This window comes from Paraburkholderia fungorum (assembly GCF_046027215.1).
In the GTDB taxonomy this organism is placed as follows: Bacteria; Pseudomonadota; Gammaproteobacteria; order Burkholderiales; family Burkholderiaceae; genus Paraburkholderia; species Paraburkholderia fungorum_D.
Genome location: NZ_JAQQEN010000001.1, coordinates 2,402,977 through 2,418,234, shown reverse-complemented (window position 1 = coordinate 2,418,234; position 15,258 = coordinate 2,402,977). Strand labels below are relative to the sequence as shown.

The 15,258-nt window shown below is 58.3% G+C and carries 14 protein-coding genes; 7 read left to right on the top strand and 7 right to left on the bottom strand.

Annotated elements, in window-relative coordinates; translation table 11 throughout:
• Window positions 1–64: 64 nt before the first annotated feature.
• The 3 genes from PQR27_RS10720 to PQR27_RS10710 are packed head-to-tail and all read left to right on the top strand — an operon-like array spanning window position 65 to window position 2,674.
• Window positions 65–763, top strand: a complete 699-nt coding sequence (locus tag PQR27_RS10720) for a fumarylacetoacetate hydrolase family protein (protein ID WP_408523629.1) — start codon at window positions 65–67, stop codon at window positions 761–763.
• A gap of 33 nt (window positions 764–796) precedes the next feature.
• A complete protein-coding gene (maiA, locus tag PQR27_RS10715; protein ID WP_408523628.1) occupies window positions 797–1,438 on the top strand; it encodes a maleylacetoacetate isomerase in 642 nt (213 codons plus the stop codon).
• A gap of 27 nt (window positions 1,439–1,465) precedes the next feature.
• Window positions 1,466–2,674: a 3-hydroxybenzoate 6-monooxygenase gene (locus PQR27_RS10710; protein WP_408523627.1), complete on the top strand. Its 1,209-nt coding sequence runs from the start codon at window positions 1,466–1,468 to the stop codon at window positions 2,672–2,674.
• A 136-nt stretch (window positions 2,675–2,810) separates the two neighbouring features.
• Here the strand turns inward: PQR27_RS10710 and PQR27_RS10705 are convergent, their stop codons facing one another.
• A complete protein-coding gene (locus tag PQR27_RS10705) occupies window positions 2,811–3,902 on the bottom strand; it encodes a substrate-binding domain-containing protein (RefSeq protein WP_408523626.1) in 1,092 nt (363 codons plus the stop codon).
• A gap of 275 nt (window positions 3,903–4,177) precedes the next feature.
• Between PQR27_RS10705 and PQR27_RS10700 the strand changes: the two genes are divergently transcribed.
• The gene (locus PQR27_RS10700; protein ID WP_408523625.1) at window positions 4,178–4,684 is read left to right on the top strand and encodes a nuclear transport factor 2 family protein; all 507 of its coding nucleotides are present in this window, start codon (window positions 4,178–4,180) and stop codon (window positions 4,682–4,684) included.
• 61 nt (window positions 4,685–4,745) lie between these two features.
• Window positions 4,746–5,855, top strand: coding sequence for a Gfo/Idh/MocA family protein (locus PQR27_RS10695; RefSeq protein ID WP_408523624.1), 1,110 nt, complete (start codon window positions 4,746–4,748; stop codon window positions 5,853–5,855).
• 100 nt (window positions 5,856–5,955) lie between these two features.
• On the opposite strand, the gene PQR27_RS10690 is transcribed toward PQR27_RS10695, so the two are convergent.
• Window positions 5,956–6,630, bottom strand: a complete 675-nt coding sequence (locus PQR27_RS10690) for a TetR/AcrR family transcriptional regulator (protein WP_408525457.1) — start codon at window positions 6,628–6,630, stop codon at window positions 5,956–5,958.
• A 240-nt stretch (window positions 6,631–6,870) separates the two neighbouring features.
• Between PQR27_RS10690 and PQR27_RS10685 the strand changes: the two genes are divergently transcribed.
• Entirely contained in the window at window positions 6,871–7,323 is a 453-nt protein-coding gene (locus PQR27_RS10685) for an acyl-CoA dehydrogenase family protein (protein WP_408523623.1), read from the top strand.
• 185 nt (window positions 7,324–7,508) lie between these two features.
• On the opposite strand, the gene PQR27_RS10680 is transcribed toward PQR27_RS10685, so the two are convergent.
• The 4 genes from PQR27_RS10680 to PQR27_RS10665 all read right to left on the bottom strand — a co-directional run bounded on the left by PQR27_RS10680 (window position 7,509) and on the right by PQR27_RS10665 (window position 13,363).
• Window positions 7,509–8,579 carry a porin gene (locus PQR27_RS10680; RefSeq protein ID WP_408523622.1) on the bottom strand — a complete coding sequence of 357 codons (1,071 nt, stop codon included), beginning with the start codon at window positions 8,577–8,579 and terminating at the stop codon, window positions 7,509–7,511.
• A 134-nt stretch (window positions 8,580–8,713) separates the two neighbouring features.
• Window positions 8,714–9,724 carry an ABC transporter permease gene (locus tag PQR27_RS10675; protein WP_408523621.1) on the bottom strand — a complete coding sequence of 337 codons (1,011 nt, stop codon included), beginning with the start codon at window positions 9,722–9,724 and terminating at the stop codon, window positions 8,714–8,716.
• Window positions 9,725–9,732: 8 nt separating this feature from the next.
• Window positions 9,733–12,210: an ATP-binding cassette domain-containing protein gene (locus tag PQR27_RS10670; RefSeq protein WP_408523620.1), complete on the bottom strand. Its 2,478-nt coding sequence runs from the start codon at window positions 12,208–12,210 to the stop codon at window positions 9,733–9,735.
• 16 nt (window positions 12,211–12,226) lie between these two features.
• A complete protein-coding gene (locus PQR27_RS10665) occupies window positions 12,227–13,363 on the bottom strand; it encodes a substrate-binding domain-containing protein (protein ID WP_408523619.1) in 1,137 nt (378 codons plus the stop codon).
• A 654-nt stretch (window positions 13,364–14,017) separates the two neighbouring features.
• Here PQR27_RS10665 and PQR27_RS10660 point away from each other — a divergent pair.
• Complete coding sequence (locus tag PQR27_RS10660) at window positions 14,018–14,302, top strand: DUF4148 domain-containing protein (RefSeq protein ID WP_408523618.1); 285 nt, start codon at window positions 14,018–14,020, stop codon at window positions 14,300–14,302.
• A gap of 236 nt (window positions 14,303–14,538) precedes the next feature.
• On the opposite strand, the gene PQR27_RS10655 is transcribed toward PQR27_RS10660, so the two are convergent.
• Entirely contained in the window at window positions 14,539–15,081 is a 543-nt protein-coding gene (locus PQR27_RS10655; protein WP_408525456.1) for a MarR family winged helix-turn-helix transcriptional regulator, read from the bottom strand.
• Between the last annotated feature and the right edge of the window lie 177 nt (window positions 15,082–15,258).

The following is a 15,258-nucleotide window of genomic DNA, read 5'->3' as shown; positions in this document are numbered from 1 at the left end:
TTGTTTCCTACGCACCGCGTTTGCGCTGCGTGATCAATCCTTTATCTATCGAGTCGAACTCATCATGGCTTTTGTTTTCCCGCCCGAAGCACCCGTCGCTATTCCCGTCGCCGGCAGCGACGCTCAATTCGCGGTGCGCCGCGTCTATTGCGTGGGCCGCAATTACGCGGCGCATGCGCGCGAAATGGGCTTCGATCCCGATCGCGAGCCGCCGTTCTTCTTCTGCAAGCCGACCGATGCCATCGTGCCCGTCGCGTATGGCGAAACGCTTGAGCTGGCTTACCCGTCGCAGACACAGAACTACCACTACGAAGCCGAACTCGTCGCCGTGATCGGCAAGAGCGGCGCGGATATCCCGCTCGAACAGGCACTCGATCACGTATGGGGTTACGCAGTCGGCCTCGATATGACGCGCCGCGATCTGCAGATGAAGATGCGCGAGATGGGCCGCCCCTGGGAGATTGGCAAGGCGTTTGACCGCTCGGCGCCGATCGGGCCGATTCATCCGGCAAGCGAGGCCGGTCACTTCGAGAACGCCGGCCTGTGGTTGACCGTTAACGGCGAGACCAAACAGAAGAGCGATGTGTCGCATCTGATCTGGTCGGTCGCGGAGACGGTTGCGTATCTGTCGAAGTTTTTCCGCCTCGAACCGGGCGATGTGATTTTCACGGGCACGCCCGAAGGCGTCGGAGCGGTGGTGAAGGGCGACACGATGAAGGTCGGCGTCGAGCATCTTGGGGAAGTCACGGTGCACGTGGTCTGAAATACGTAATCTGCATTGATCGGAGATCTACCCGTGCAACTTCATAGCTTCTTCAACAGTTCGACGTCGTACCGCGTGCGCATTGCGCTCGCGCTCAAGGGACTCGCGTATGAGACGCTGCCCGTCAACATCCGCGTCGGCGAACATCGCGAAGCGGACTATGTGGCGAGCGTGAATCCGTCCGCGACTGTGCCTGCGCTGGTCGACAGAGATTTCAGACTCGGCCAGTCGCTCGCGATCATCGATTACCTCGATCAGAAGTACCCCGAGCCGCGGCTGATTCCGCTCGAACCGGGACTGCGTGCGCGCGTACTCGAATTGGCTTCGCTGATCTCGTGCGACATCCATCCGGTGAATAACCTGCGGGTGTTGCGATATCTGGAAACGGAACTCAAGGTCACGCCGCAGCAGAAGAGCGCGTGGTATCGGCACTGGATCGCAGAGGGCATGGCAGGCGTCGAGCGCATGCTCGAACGCAGCAACGCAGGTGCGTGGTGCTTTGGCGCGCAACCGACGCTCGCCGACGTGTGCCTCGCGCCACAGATCGCCAACGCGCTGCGCATGGACTGCGATCTGAGTCCGTACCCGCGCAGTCTCGCCGTCTATGCACACGCATCGAAACACCCGGCGTTCGACGCCGCGCAGCCGCAGCGCCAGCCCGATTACATCGCCTGATTGCAGTATTGGAGAGTGGAGACAGTCATGAGTGAGACAAAAAGCAAAGACCGGCGCGTACTCGTGATCGGCGGCGGCATTGGCGGACTGGCCACCGCGCTGGCGCTCGCGCGTCAAGGCATTCGCGTGCAACTGCTCGAACAGGCGCCTGAGATCCAGGAAATCGGCGCGGGGATCCAGCTGGCCGCCAACGCGTTTAACGCACTCGACGCGCTGGGCGTCGGCGAGGCGGCGCGCAGCCGCGCCGTATTCACGGACTACCTGAAATTGATGGATGCGCTTGATGCAAAGGAAGTGATGCGGATCGATGTCGGCGCTCCGTATCGGGCGCGCTTTGGCAATCCGTACGCGGTGATTCATCGTGCCGACATTCATCTGTCGATTCTCGAAGCGGTGAAGGACCATGCGTTGATCCAGTTCCGCACCAACACGCAGGTCTGCGAGCTCGACCAGACTGCAGACGGCGTGACTGTCATTGATCAGAACGGCGAGCGGTACCACGCGGATGCCGTGATCGGTTGCGATGGCGTGAAGTCGGCGATACGCAAGGCGCTGATCGGCGACGAGCATCGCGTGACAGGGCATGTCGTGTATCGCGCCGTCGTTGAAGCCGAAAACATGCCGGAGGATTTGCAGATCAATGCGCCTGTGGTGTGGGCCGGTCCGCATTGCCACCTCGTGCACTATCCGCTGCGCGGCGGCCGCCAATATAACCTCGTCGTCACGTTCCACAGTCGCGAGAAGGAGGAATGGGGCGTGCGCGAAGGCAGCAAGCAGGAAGTGCTGTCCTATTTCGAAGGCATTCATCCGTTGCCGCATCAGATGCTCGATCGGCCGACCTCATGGAAGCGCTGGGCCACAGCAGACCGGGACCCCGTCGAGCACTGGAGCTTTGGACGCGCGACGGTGCTCGGTGACGCCGCGCATCCGATGACGCAATACCTGGCGCAAGGCGCCTGCCAGGCGCTCGAAGATGCCGTCACGCTGGGTGCGGCTGTCGCTGCGACGGACGGCGATTTCGAAGCGGCGTTCAGGCTCTACGAGACCGCACGCATTCCGCGCACGGCGCGCGTGCTGTATTCGGCACGTGAGATGGGCCGGATCTATCACGCGAAGGGCGTCGAGCGACAGGTTCGGAATTCCCTTTGGGTCGGCCGCAAGCAGGAGCAGTTCTATGACGCACTGCAATGGCTGCACGGCTGGCGCGCGGAAGAATGTCTGAAGGGTGCTGTCTGAGGTGCGACGGAGTACCAGGCGCAGGCGCAGCGAGATGGTACGGTCAGCTTCACAGCCTCACTCAACGAAGGACGCGTCCTGTCAGGCGGTGGAACACCACCCGGAGGACGCGCAGATTGAGGGTAGTCGTGACTCGCTACTGCTGGAGCACCGCTTTCAACTTTTCGGGCGGGAGTGGCGACGACAGGTCGGCATCAGGCGGCGCAGTGGGGTCGCACCTGGGATCAAGACCCTTGGCACTGTCCGCAAAAGGGAACGGCAGAACGGCTGAAGACTCGTGATCCGCCGTACCCTGGTAGGCAGCGATCGCGCGTCGCGCGGCGAACCGTATATAAGACGTCGTGCCGTCGAGCGTGAAATAGCGGAATCCTTTCCCAGACTTCTCTGCTGCGATGAAGCGGCAGTTAAGTTCGTTGTTGCTACCGATGGTTACGATCGCCGGCTCCGGAAGGTTCGCCTGCTCAAAGGCCTTGGCGGCGGCGAGCGCCGTGACACCATAGTCTGTCACGATCGCGTCGATGCGCGGATATTTTGCAATGAGTCCCGCGGTCGCCTTTTGCGCGTCTGCTGGATTCCAGTTCGTCGCGATGAACTGATCGTTCAATAGCTTAAGGTCAGGATATTTTTGCAGTCCGGCCTTGAGCCCGTCCATGAAGTTCTGCGACGTGCTGGCGCCTGCCGTTCCGCCCATGAAGATCACGTTGCCTTTCCTGACATTCGTGCCTAGCCAGTCGGCCCAAAGGAGTCCAACTCCGTGCGAGTCCTGCGTGACGTTGTCGACCCAGTCGTGGCCGGCGGTTCCCGGCACCCGTGCAATATACGGCACGACAGCCACGCCTGCCCTGGTGGCGGCTCTGATGGCAGGAAGCTGTGCGGCACCAAAGTCGGGAACCATGACCAGCACGTTCACGCCCTGCGCAACCATGCTGTTGATGTCGGAGTTGGCTTTCTGCTGATCGCCGTTGGCGTTGGTGTAAATGAATCGGGTCACGTTCCTGCAGTGGCTCAACTCGTCTTTGAGTTCGGCAAGCGCGGTCTTGCGCCATGTGTTGCCACCGTATCCATCCGCCAGACCGACCACCATCGGCTTCGTCCCGCACATTGCCCCAATATCCGCATGGTGGTTTGTCACTGAGTTCTCTGCCGGGAATGCGGATGCACAAACCAGGCTCGTCGACACGAGTAGTCCGGCACTTCGAATAGCTTTCCGGGCGCTTTTGCTTTCCATGTTGTCTCCTTGCTTTCGTTGAATACCCGCTGTGTGCGACCGTTCGCGCTTCGACGACGCCGCACTGTCTTCCGCATCATGCTGCATCGAATCGATTTATATCGAATGATGTGTTTAGGAATGCCTGATGTCAAGGAAACTTGGGGAATCTCCCTGGTGCCTTGACTAAAGTCATTCCTGGAAGCATTATTCGATATAGGACGATATGACATAGATCAATCATCAAATTCGTGATGGCTTTGATCAGGGTTTCTATCTGAACTGGGAGACACAAATTGGATTCGAAGAGTCAGGAACTTCAGGACAAGGCGGAGATTCGCGAGGTCCATACGCGCTACTGCCGGGGCATCGACCGCATGGACTTCGATCTGGTGCGGTCGTGCTACCACCCGGATGCAATCGACCGGCATGGGGCTTACGAAGGGGGAGTCGAAGGATTCATCAAATGGGCCGGAGAAGTTCTACCGCTCTTCGAGACCACGATGCATTTCACCGGCAACCAGTTTGTGAAAGTTGAAGGCAATGTGGCTTTCGCGGAGCATTACGCGCAAGCCTTTCACCGAACGAAACCGCTAGATGGCAAGCCCGCTGCGGACTGGATTGTGAACGTGCGATACGTGGATCGGCTGGAGAAGCGTAGCGACGAATGGCGTATTGCTGACCGTATTGTTGTGTACGACTCGGAGCGAACGATTCCAGTGAGCTCCGATGCGGCGCCGCTGGGCGACTGGAATTATGGGCGGCGCGACCGCGATGATCCGTCGTACAAGTACGGTCTCTGATACAGAATAGCGCTTCGGCGGCGCGGCTCGCCAAAGCGCATCACGCTCGAGGCAACTGACCATGGATAAGCGATTTCGCGTCGGTATCATCGGATTGAGCGCGGGCCGCGGCTGGGCAAGTGCGGCCCATATACCCGCGCTTCGTGCCTTACCTGACGAGTTCGAAATTGCAGGCGTTGCCAATACGAGCAAGGCGAGCGCCATGGTCGCTGCGGCGGCTTTTGAACTGCCACGAGCCTTCGCGAATGCATCGGAACTCATCAATTCTCCCGATGTTGATGTCGTCGCTGTGACGGTAAAGGTCCCACATCATCGGGAGTTGGTGCTTGAAGCGCTTCACGCGGGTAAGAGCGTCTATTGCGAATGGCCGCTCGGCAACGGGTTGACAGAAACTGTCGAACTCGCAGAGCTGGCAACTGCCAGCAAGCTACTCGGGGTGGTAGGCATCCAGGCGATTGCATCACCCGAAGTGGAACACGTCCGCAAGCTAGTCGCCGAGGGGTATGTTGGAGAGGTTCTTTCATCCACGTACATTGGATCCGGACTGACCTGGGGAATCGATGTTTCACAGGATGACGCTTATGTCATGGATTCAAAAAATGGCGCGACCATGCTTTCCGTGATCGGCGGTCATGCGATTGGCGCCGTGCAGAGTGTGCTCGGACCGATCGAAGCGGTCGGCGCGATGATGGCACGACGCCGGCAAACTGTGCGGGTAATCGAAACGGATGAAATGATCCCGATGAACACGCCGGACCAGTTAATGGTTAATGCCGTGCTTCAATCCGGTGTACCGCTATCGTTCCGACTTCGCGGCGGTCTGCCATGCGGAACACGTCTGCTATGGGAAATCAATGGAACGGAAGGGGATCTCCGCCTGACAGCCACAGCCAATGAGATCCCGGTGATCAATATTTCACCATTACGCGTGGAAGGAGGGCGTAAAGGCGAGGATGGTTATCGTGACCTCCTGCATCCGACAGCCCAACACGCAGGGCCCGAAGGCGCTGTCATGGCGCGCAATGTCGCGGGCATCTACAGGTTGATGGCCAACGATCTACGTCACGGAACTCGAACTGCGCCGAACTTCGACAATGCGGTCGATCTTCACAGGACGCTTCGAGCAATAGAGGAGTCGGCTGAAATCGGCAGACGTATACGAGTCGTTTGAAACACCAGCCCATTCAGGCCAGACATTGCGTTTGCCTGGCGGAGCCGCAGCGGTGCGCGACGGCGACTTGAATTTCCGTCGTGGTCGGCATGGTGCGGACCTAAGTGGGCAGTTGGTACGACATGAAGCGCTGCCCGTCTTCTGTTTCGATCTTGTCGATCCACTTCGGCTTGCCGGCGCCAATCGTACCGGACACCCATGTTTGAAGGTAATCCAGCGAGAACGTGACGCCTTGCTCGCAGAGCGCAGTCGCACAACCAAGCCCGGCAAGCGTCATACGCACGCTAGCGTCCATGTATCGATTGGGGTCGTCCACACCTTCCATGATTGCATGGATGCAACGCGCCGATGCTCCCCTCAGGAAATCGCTTACCGCGTCGATTCGCTCGTAGTGAAATTGACCGGATGCTTTGCCATTCTGAAGATCAAGTGCCATGTATCTCCCGACCAACGCGTCGTGAGGCCAGGCGTCAACTCGCGTGACGTACGCAGCCCAGGTCTGATCCAGAAGAGCTCGTAACAGGAAGAGCCGAAATCCTACCGAAATGCGTTGCCACGGCTCCGCCAGCACACTGTAGAGGGGGCAGATATCCGTAGTCATCTGATTGCTTAACTCTTCTCCGATAGCAGCCATCACTTCGTCAAGTGAGTTGAAATGGTTGTAGAACGTTGCTCGGGCTACTTTCGCCTCACGAATGACGTCATCAATCACGGGCCTCGGTCCGCCTCGCCGGACGTAAACACGCATCGCGGCATCCAGTAGCCTGGTTCGCATCAGAAAGCGCTTGCGATCAGATGTTCTGCTTCGAGGGTCCATGAATTTTCCTGGCCATATGGAGAGAGCGTTTGCCGTTTTGACATTTCGTCATAATGACAAAGACGATGATAGAAAACCCGTACATCATCCAGTTCAACTTGCTTGGTGCGCGGCGAGTATCCCACTCCGTTCAAGGAGGAAGTCGCGTATCGCGCCGCATTCGGACCGGTATCGTCTATCCTCCTGATAGGTCCGCAGTTGGGCATCGGCCACGCCGCGCTGAAATACGTGATCGAGAAAGCACCTCAACGAGCGATCGCGTACACCTCGTTCACCAGGCAGACTGATTCGACAGTATTCCAGGTGCAGGTAGCGGAGGCGGCGCTGAAGATCGACAGCGCACATTTACGGGCTTTTCGTGCTGCGGATGACATCGACGCTGCGGCCCGCCGCCGTGAGTTTCCAGACTACATCACACGCACTCGGGTTCGGGCCGACACCGGTGTCGTAGCGACTGACATCACTGACGCTCTGAACACGCTGATATTTGCTCACGGCGCGGGAAGCTTCGCCGAAGCGAGTCCGATGCAGCGCTGGTGGCGCGATTCGAATACTGCGGCGCGTCATGCGATTGTCCTCCCGGCAATTGGAGCAGAGCTCTACGGTAAAGCTTTACTGAACGTGGAGAATACGGTTACGCCGCTGGTATAGTGATGAACCTCCTGCTCCTTCCTGTCGACCTGCCCGGGTAACGACACGTCCCGGGGCGAATGCCAGCTCCGGGACTCAAACTCCGCTCTGATTGTGGACAACGCTATGTGCGAACGCCGGGAGTACGCGTGTGTGCGACGGGCACCATAGATGTGCAGGGCGCCTGTACTCCGTCAAGCCATCAGTTAGAAGAAGTGCATGATGCCAAAGTAGCCGCCTTGCTGATTATGGCCGGGCAACGGTTGCGAGTCGGCCGTTTCAACCGGGAACGCTGATGGCTTTCCATTGAACATGGCTCCGACCGTCAGGTAGAGGAATGTCCGTTTGGACAGGTTGTAGGTTGTGCCGAGGGCAGCTAGATTTCCGGTGCCGCCGCCATGGTTCACGTTGCCGTGATACCAGCCGGCTTGCAAGGCGAGGGCGGGGGTTGCCTGATAAGAGGCACCAATCCACTCCTGCTGGCTCCGCGTTGCCGCGTAGGGGTTAAAAGCGTCGGCAACCGTGTCCTGCCCTGACGAGACAAGTTGCTGATAACCCGCGTAGAACTTCAGCCCACCCAACTGGTAGGTGGCGCCCGCCATATATTCACGTGACGCGGTGTACAGGCCGGAGAACTTTCCGTTGGCGTCGCGGAGTTCTTCGTACACTCCGTACGCAGCAAAATTGACGAGGGTGTACTGTGCGCTCACACTGAACTGACGTCCGCCCCGGAAATTGCCTGCCTCGTTGCCAAAACCGTCTTGCACCCGGAACGAGAAGCCAGCCCAGGTAGGCGAATTGTAGGTGACAACATTTGATCGGGGACCCCACGCTCGCCCGAAGGCGAAGTTACCGACGCCTACGCCCACCTGTTCCCCTAACGGGTCAATGTACCAGCCGGTTTCATCGGTTAGGCTCATGGCCCGTCCGAACCAAATACTTCCATAGCTGTCGTAAGACAAACCCACATACGCATCACGGGTAAAAATCGTGTCAGGCGGAATCTGACCCGTTCCGGAAGTGAATAGGCTTTCAAGTTTAAAGACAGCGTGCAGACCTCCTCCGAGATCTTCGTCGCCTTTCAGGCCGAACCAGCTGTATCCATACTGGTTGCTGCCGAACCTGAAATTGTTTTTCGACTGGCCGTTCGGTGTCGCCACGTTGGTGACAAAGTCAATACCCGATGCGACGCGTCCATACAGGGTCACGGTGCTCTGCGCGTAACTATTGCAGACGCCGCATGCCATCAGGGCTGCGCAAGAAACTATCTTTTTCATTTCGGTATCCTCACTTTAAAAGAGTCTCCAGAGATCGCGTGGCGACCTCTTCCGGGTCGCTGCAATCGGCATGCAAAGTCAGGTCGGCCGCTTTGATGCAATTCGAACCGATCGGACGTTCGGTTCTGAATCCACTACGAGCGTTTGCGAAACGTTCTTACCGCTGTCGGCAGATGGCGCACGGTGGTGGCGAGCAGAATCGCGCACGCCTGCACCAGCAACTGAACGGCGGGCCCCGCACCAAGTGCCAGCACGAGTTGGCCGAGCTGCGCCATGAACAACGCCGCGACGGCGCTGGCAATAACGCTGCCTTTCCCGCCAGTGAATGGCGTGCCGCCTACAACTACCGCCGCAATGGCGGGAAGCAGGTAGTCGTTCCCGGACGTCGCTGAAGCGCTACCAATGAATCCTGCAAGGAGCATTCCGGCGGCAGAGAAGCACGCCGCAGACGCGACGTAAGCGCCGATCCTGTATTGCAGGACCCTCACCCCAGCAGCTTCCGCCGCGCGCGGATTGACACCCACAGCGACAAACCGGCGTCCGATCGCGGTTTTCCGGGTGATGAACCACGCCGTTACCACGAAAGCGAAGGCGAACAGTACATTCGCGGGCAAACCAATGAACTGGGCGTGTGAGATCGTCTCCATGATGGTCGGAACGTTGACTGGAACATTGCCGGTTAGCGAGCGGACGCCGCCAATGAGCAGCGCGTTGACTGCCAACGTTGCAACCAACGGTGTAATGGCGAACTTCGAGACCAATATTCCATTGCCGATTCCGATAATCGCCCCCACGCACATGGTGAATATCACGGCAAGGATGATGGAATCGAAACCAGATCCGGTCCGCGCCATCACCACGCCGGCAAGTGAGACCATTCCGATGGCGGACATGTCGAGCCCCCGTTGCTGGATGACGAGGGTCTGGCCCGTTGCGACAATGGCGAGGATGCCGGCGAACGGAAGCATGGCCAGAATCGAACCACGGGTCATGGTGCCTGGCGCGACCACTGAACTGACCGCGAAGAGAAGTATCAATCCGACCCAGATCCAGGAGAACTCACTGAATGCGGGGCCTCTAACTGACCTCGACTTCGCGGTCAGCGAGCGTAAGAGATCCAGAACCACGTCCGTTTGATTGTTCATGACCTTTCTCATTTTGCCACCGCCATTTCTCTGCTCTTGGAATAGAGGGCGACAGACGCGAGGATCATTCCGCCCAACAGATACGACTGCCACGAATCGCCAATGTCCAGAAATGAGGTGACCACATTCACCTGGATGATGAGAAGGGCGCCGAGCAGGGAGCCGACAAAGGACCCGCGTCCACCAAAGAGGCTTGCTCCGCCGATGACGACGGCAGCGATGCTAGCCAGCGTGTAGTTGATGCCCGCACTCGGGTCGCCGGATCCCACCTGCGCCATCATCGGCACAGCGGCGACGCCCGCGAGGAGTGAGCAACCCACATAAGCCGAAAGCAAGGTCAGTTGCGGGCGAACACCGGCCATGCGGGCAGCTTCGAGCCGTGAACCCACGCCACGAAACGTAAGACCAGGCCTGGTCCTGAATAGAGCAAACTCAAGCGTGACTGCGAGCAAGATGGCAATAATCGCGATAACCGGTATGAATCCGGCCTGCATACCGATTGTCTCGACCACCGAATCAGCGATCAGGCCGCCCGGAACGGGGCGTAACAGCAGGGAAACCGCTTGCAAGGCCATGTAGGTCGCCAGCGTCGCAACCATTGGGTGCAGTCGGAACGGCCCGACCAGGACCCAGTTCACCAGCCCGACGGCTATGGCGACGAGAAATACAATGACCCATCCCGACAGTTGATGTCCCAAAGGGGATCCATCGTTCAGGAAGAAGGACTGTATAACGACCATTAAGCCCATCAGAGGACCGACAGACAGATCGATACCCCCAACGAGCATTAGCGCCTGCTGCCCATATGCGACGATGGCTAGCGTCGCCACCAGTGCCAACATCCCGCTCAGGTTTCGTGTGGACAGATAGGTTTCGTTGACATGCGCTGCATAGAGACCCAGCGCGCAGATTGCCAGTGCAAGCATGAAAAGAGGGGCCCAGTCTCCCGCAGCCCACTTCCAGAATCGAGAGATGCTTGCCGACCCCCTCTCACGTTCGGTGGTCGCGGTCAGCACCGCAGAGGTGATGTTATTTTCGCTGACGGCCGCGTCGCGCAGTTCCTTTACGATGTGCCCACGAGAGAAAATCAACACGCGGTCGCACAGACCCGCTACTTCCATCGCGTCCGAGGAAACGACAATGACAGCGGTGCCGGTTGCAGCCGCCTGGCGAAGCACTTTGTAGATTTCCATCCGGGCGCCAATGTCGACACCTTGCGTCGGTTCGTCGACGAGGAGGACCTCGGGTTTGCTTGCGAGGACACTCGCCAGGACCAGCTTCTGCTGATTGCCTCCCGACAGGGAGCGGATTGGCGTCTCGACGGACGGCGTCTTGACGGCGAAACCGGCTACTGCCAGTTTGGTGCGCCTTGCTTCACTTCGCTGGCTGATCCAGCCTTTGATGGAGTCAAACGGAAGACTGCGAATCGAGAAGTTCTCGCGCACGGATAGGTCACCGAAGATGCCTTCCCTGTGCCGGTCACCCGGAAGGCAGCGAATACCTGAAGCGGCGGCAGCCCGAGAGTTCCGCAGCTTTGCAGGCTTCCCGTTCACGGTGACGTTGCCGCGGCTTCGGGCCAGACCGGCAAGGGCGCGCATGAACTCGCGCTGGCCATTGCCGTCTATGCCAGCCAGGCCCACGATTTCTCCCTCCCGGACCTGAAGCGATACATCGGTGAAACCCGCACCGCGTAGCGACGCCACATCGAGAACCATGCCGACGCCGTCATTTCCGGCTTTGGCGGGGAAATCCCGGTCAAGCGTCCCGCCGACGATGAGTTCGACGATCTGCTGCTCACTGAGGCCAGTCGCGTCGTAAGTCCCTTGCCCTTGTCCATCACGGAGCACGGTAAGACGATTGGCGATTTTTTGTACTTCGCGAATGCGGTGCGAGATATAGACGACCGAACAGCCTGACGCAGTGACTTTACGAATGCGTTCAAAGAGACGGTCGACGTCCTCCGCCAACAGATGTTCGGTCGGTTCATCCAGGACCAGAACCTTAGGTTTGGCGGCGAGTGCCTTAACGATCTCGACAATGAAGCGTTGTTCAGGGTTTAAGCTCAACACGCGCTCGCTCGCGTCAATCGAGACATCGTCACTCCATTGCTGAAGGAGTTGGTGTGCCCATTCGCCCGTTCGCATGAGCGACGGACGTTGCTCCGCAGGTACGCCGAGGTAGAGATTCTCTGCGACGGTCAGATCGGGCATTAAAGCCGGTTCCTGACGCACGATCGCCAATCCGAGTCGCCGCGCCTCGTCGGTATCGCCCCTGGTTTCCACACCATTGATAACGACGCGTCCCGTTTCGGGGACGAGCGCGCCGGACGCAACCGCCATGAGTGTGGACTTGCCCGCGCCGTTCTCGCCAACGAGACCGTGTACTTCGCCCGCGAGCACTGAGAACGTGACGTCGTCGAGCGCCCGCACACCGGGGAAGATTTTGGTGACGCCGTCAATCTGAAGCAATGTGTTCTGATCGTTCATGATTTATCTCGAGCTATTACTGCTCAAACACTGCCTTGAGCTTTTCTTGGGGGAGCGCTGAGGAAAGGTCGGCATCAGGCGGCGCTGTTGGGTCGCACCTGGGATCGAGACCCTTGGCGCTGTCGGCGTAGGCGGAAGGAAGGACGGCGGGCGACTCGTTGTCTGTCGTCCCCTGATAGGCCGCGACCCCATGGCGTACGGCAAAGCGCACGTATGTCGTCGTGCCGTCGAGCGTGTAGTAGGGGAAGGCGGCTCCAGACTTCCTGGCCGACAGGTAATGGCAGTTCAGCTCGTTGTCGCTTGCGATCGTTACGATGGCCGGCACCGGAAGATGTGCCTGTTCGAACGCTTTCGCTGCAGCGAGCGCTGTCACTCCATAGTCCGTGACGATGGCGTCAATCTGCGGGTACTGTGCAATGAGGCCTGCCGTCGCCTTTTGCGCGTCCACCGGGCTCCAGTTCGTAACAACGAACTGGTCGTTTAGCAGCTTCAGGTTCGGGTACTTCTTGAGACCGCCCTTCAGACCGTCCATGAAATTCTGGGATCCGGCTGCACCAGGCGAGCCGCCCAGGAACACTACGTTTCCTTTCTTGAGAGTTGTGCCGAGCCAATCGGCCCACAGCACACCAACCTGCTTTGTGTCACCCACTACGTTGACAACATAGTCGCGTCCAGTGACTCCCGGGATCTGGGCCGAATACGGCACAACCGCTACGCCAGCTTTCATGGCCGCCCGCATGGCCGGGAGTTGCACGGCACCAAAATCCGGCAGCATGATAAGGACGTTAACTCCCTGTGCGACCATGCTGTTGATGTCGGAATTTGCCTTCTGCGGGTCGCCATTTGCATTGCTGTAGATGACCCGTTTGACGTTCTTGCAGCGGCTTAGCTCATCCTTGACTTCGGCAAGGCCTGTTTTGCGCCAGGTATTGCCGCCGTAACCGTCAGACACGCCAACAATCATCGGTTTTGTACCGCAGAGCGGGGTGATGTCGCCCTGGCGGCTTGTGTGGGAGTCTTCTGCCGCAACCGCCGCAGTGCAGATCAGACCTGTTGAAATAAGCAATCCGAGCTTGCGAAGAAAATCCTGGACTACTTTTCGGTTCTGCATCTTTGACGCCGCAGCTTGCCGGACTCGGAACTTGTCGAACATGGCGATCCTCGAATTGGATGATGAGTTTGGATTCAATCGCAGCGCCTGGGCTGGACCCGGCCGGGGAATTGTTCGACCGGCAAACACGTGCTCTTGCCCGATACGATTTCGGTTCCAGAAGCGGTTTCTCATGACTTCACCTGCCTGTGGTTACATCGTCAGCTTGCGAGCGCAAGTGACGCATGGGGCCAATGTTCGAAATTCCTGATTCGGAAGCGTCGCTACGTAGTCCTTTGTTATTTGCGTGGTCCGATCAAATCATGCGAACTCGCTATAAGCGGAACGGGCAAGAATCGCCCGATCGCCACTCCTCTATGGTTCATTTGATGCGAGATCGTGCTACATCAAATCGATTTACATCGAATAATGTGTTTCGGGACGACCAAAGTCAAGAATCCTGGGGAATCTCCCTAGCGATGGGGAAGCGCGCCGCGTTTCAGACGGGCGTGGGATACGCAAAATGCGCAGTTCGACCGCTCCTGCGCCGGGAGCGAGGCGGCCGAACCCGTGCCGGCCGATTGTTGACGCATTTGCAACGGAGAATTGGAAAAAGTAGTACTTACCCTGGTGATTCTTACCCTTTAAACTGGGTTCAGTCGTGGCAAAGACGTTCCTTTATAGCGCCACTAACAAGAATCGTTGAGGTCTGTCATCATGAAGTCGTTCACCAAGATGGTGTTTGTTGCTGCCCTTATTGCAGCACCCGTTGCATCGTTCGCGCAGTCCGGTCAGGGGGCAAGTCGTGCACAGGTGCGCGCTGAACTGGCGCAGCTCGAGAAAGCTGGCTACGACCCGCACGACTGGATTCACTACCCCGAGAACATTCAGGCCGCTGAAGCAAAAGTCGCGGCACAGAACGCCACAGCCCAAGCTGCTGTTTCGGGATACGGCGGTGCTGTCAACGGAACGTCCCGTTCGGGCACGGAAAGCGGTATGTAATATTCGGCGTTGACTCGCCGGTTTCAAGAAGTACGCAGTTTTCGGCTGAGTGTTTCCCGCCTTTATCGGCAGGAAACCTCAGCCGTTTCGTTTTTATGTGCGTCTGGCAGCGTTATTCCTGATGCCAGGCCTCGCTCACGGCCGCCGCCGAGGCGTGCCGGTTCTTGTAGACCGTCTCTTGCACCGAAGCGTGCTCTCTTCAAAGCTCTGATGCGCTCGGCACAGACACTAGCCGGCTAATCGACGACGGTATCTTCGTTGGACTTCTCTGAGAGGTTCTGCGCGATCTGGTGCAAAACCTTCCAGAAAATGAGCATCTCGTCAGGGTCCACGCCATCAAAAGAGCCCGAGATCATGCGGATGATCTCGGGCATCATTTCATCGACCAGACGTTTGCCATCGTCAGTGAGGCTAACGTAGTACTTGCGCCGATCCTTCGGATCGCGAGTCCTCTTCACCAGACCGCGCTTTTCCATGCTGTCCAATGCCGGCACCGCGGTTGTCGAAGCGATGCCAACGCGTTTGCTCAACTCCAGTTGATTCAGTTCGCCGCGTTGGGCCAGCACCCGCAGGTAGTACCAATGCGCAATGGACACATTCTCCCGAGCGAGGACCCGCTGCGCTTGTGCGTCGTAGAGCCGGTGCAACGTTCGGGTCATCCACGGAACCGTTCTGCCCCGATCGTCGAAGATATCGGGCGCTTCCTTTCCCGCTGAGCCGCAAGACGGCTCAATGGCATCCAGGGTCGTATTGATTGCGGTGGGGTAGGAGTTAACCATTCGCTCATTCCTCGGCATATAGACCCGACTCGGCGGCTAGCCGCCGAGTCGGGTCGCTCAAACAAGGTGTGCACTCAAAGCGCTCCCTGGGGGATTCCCTGGTGTACTTGACTTTGTTCAATTCAAAACACATCATTCGATATAAATCGATTTTGCATGAAATCATCTTAGCACAAA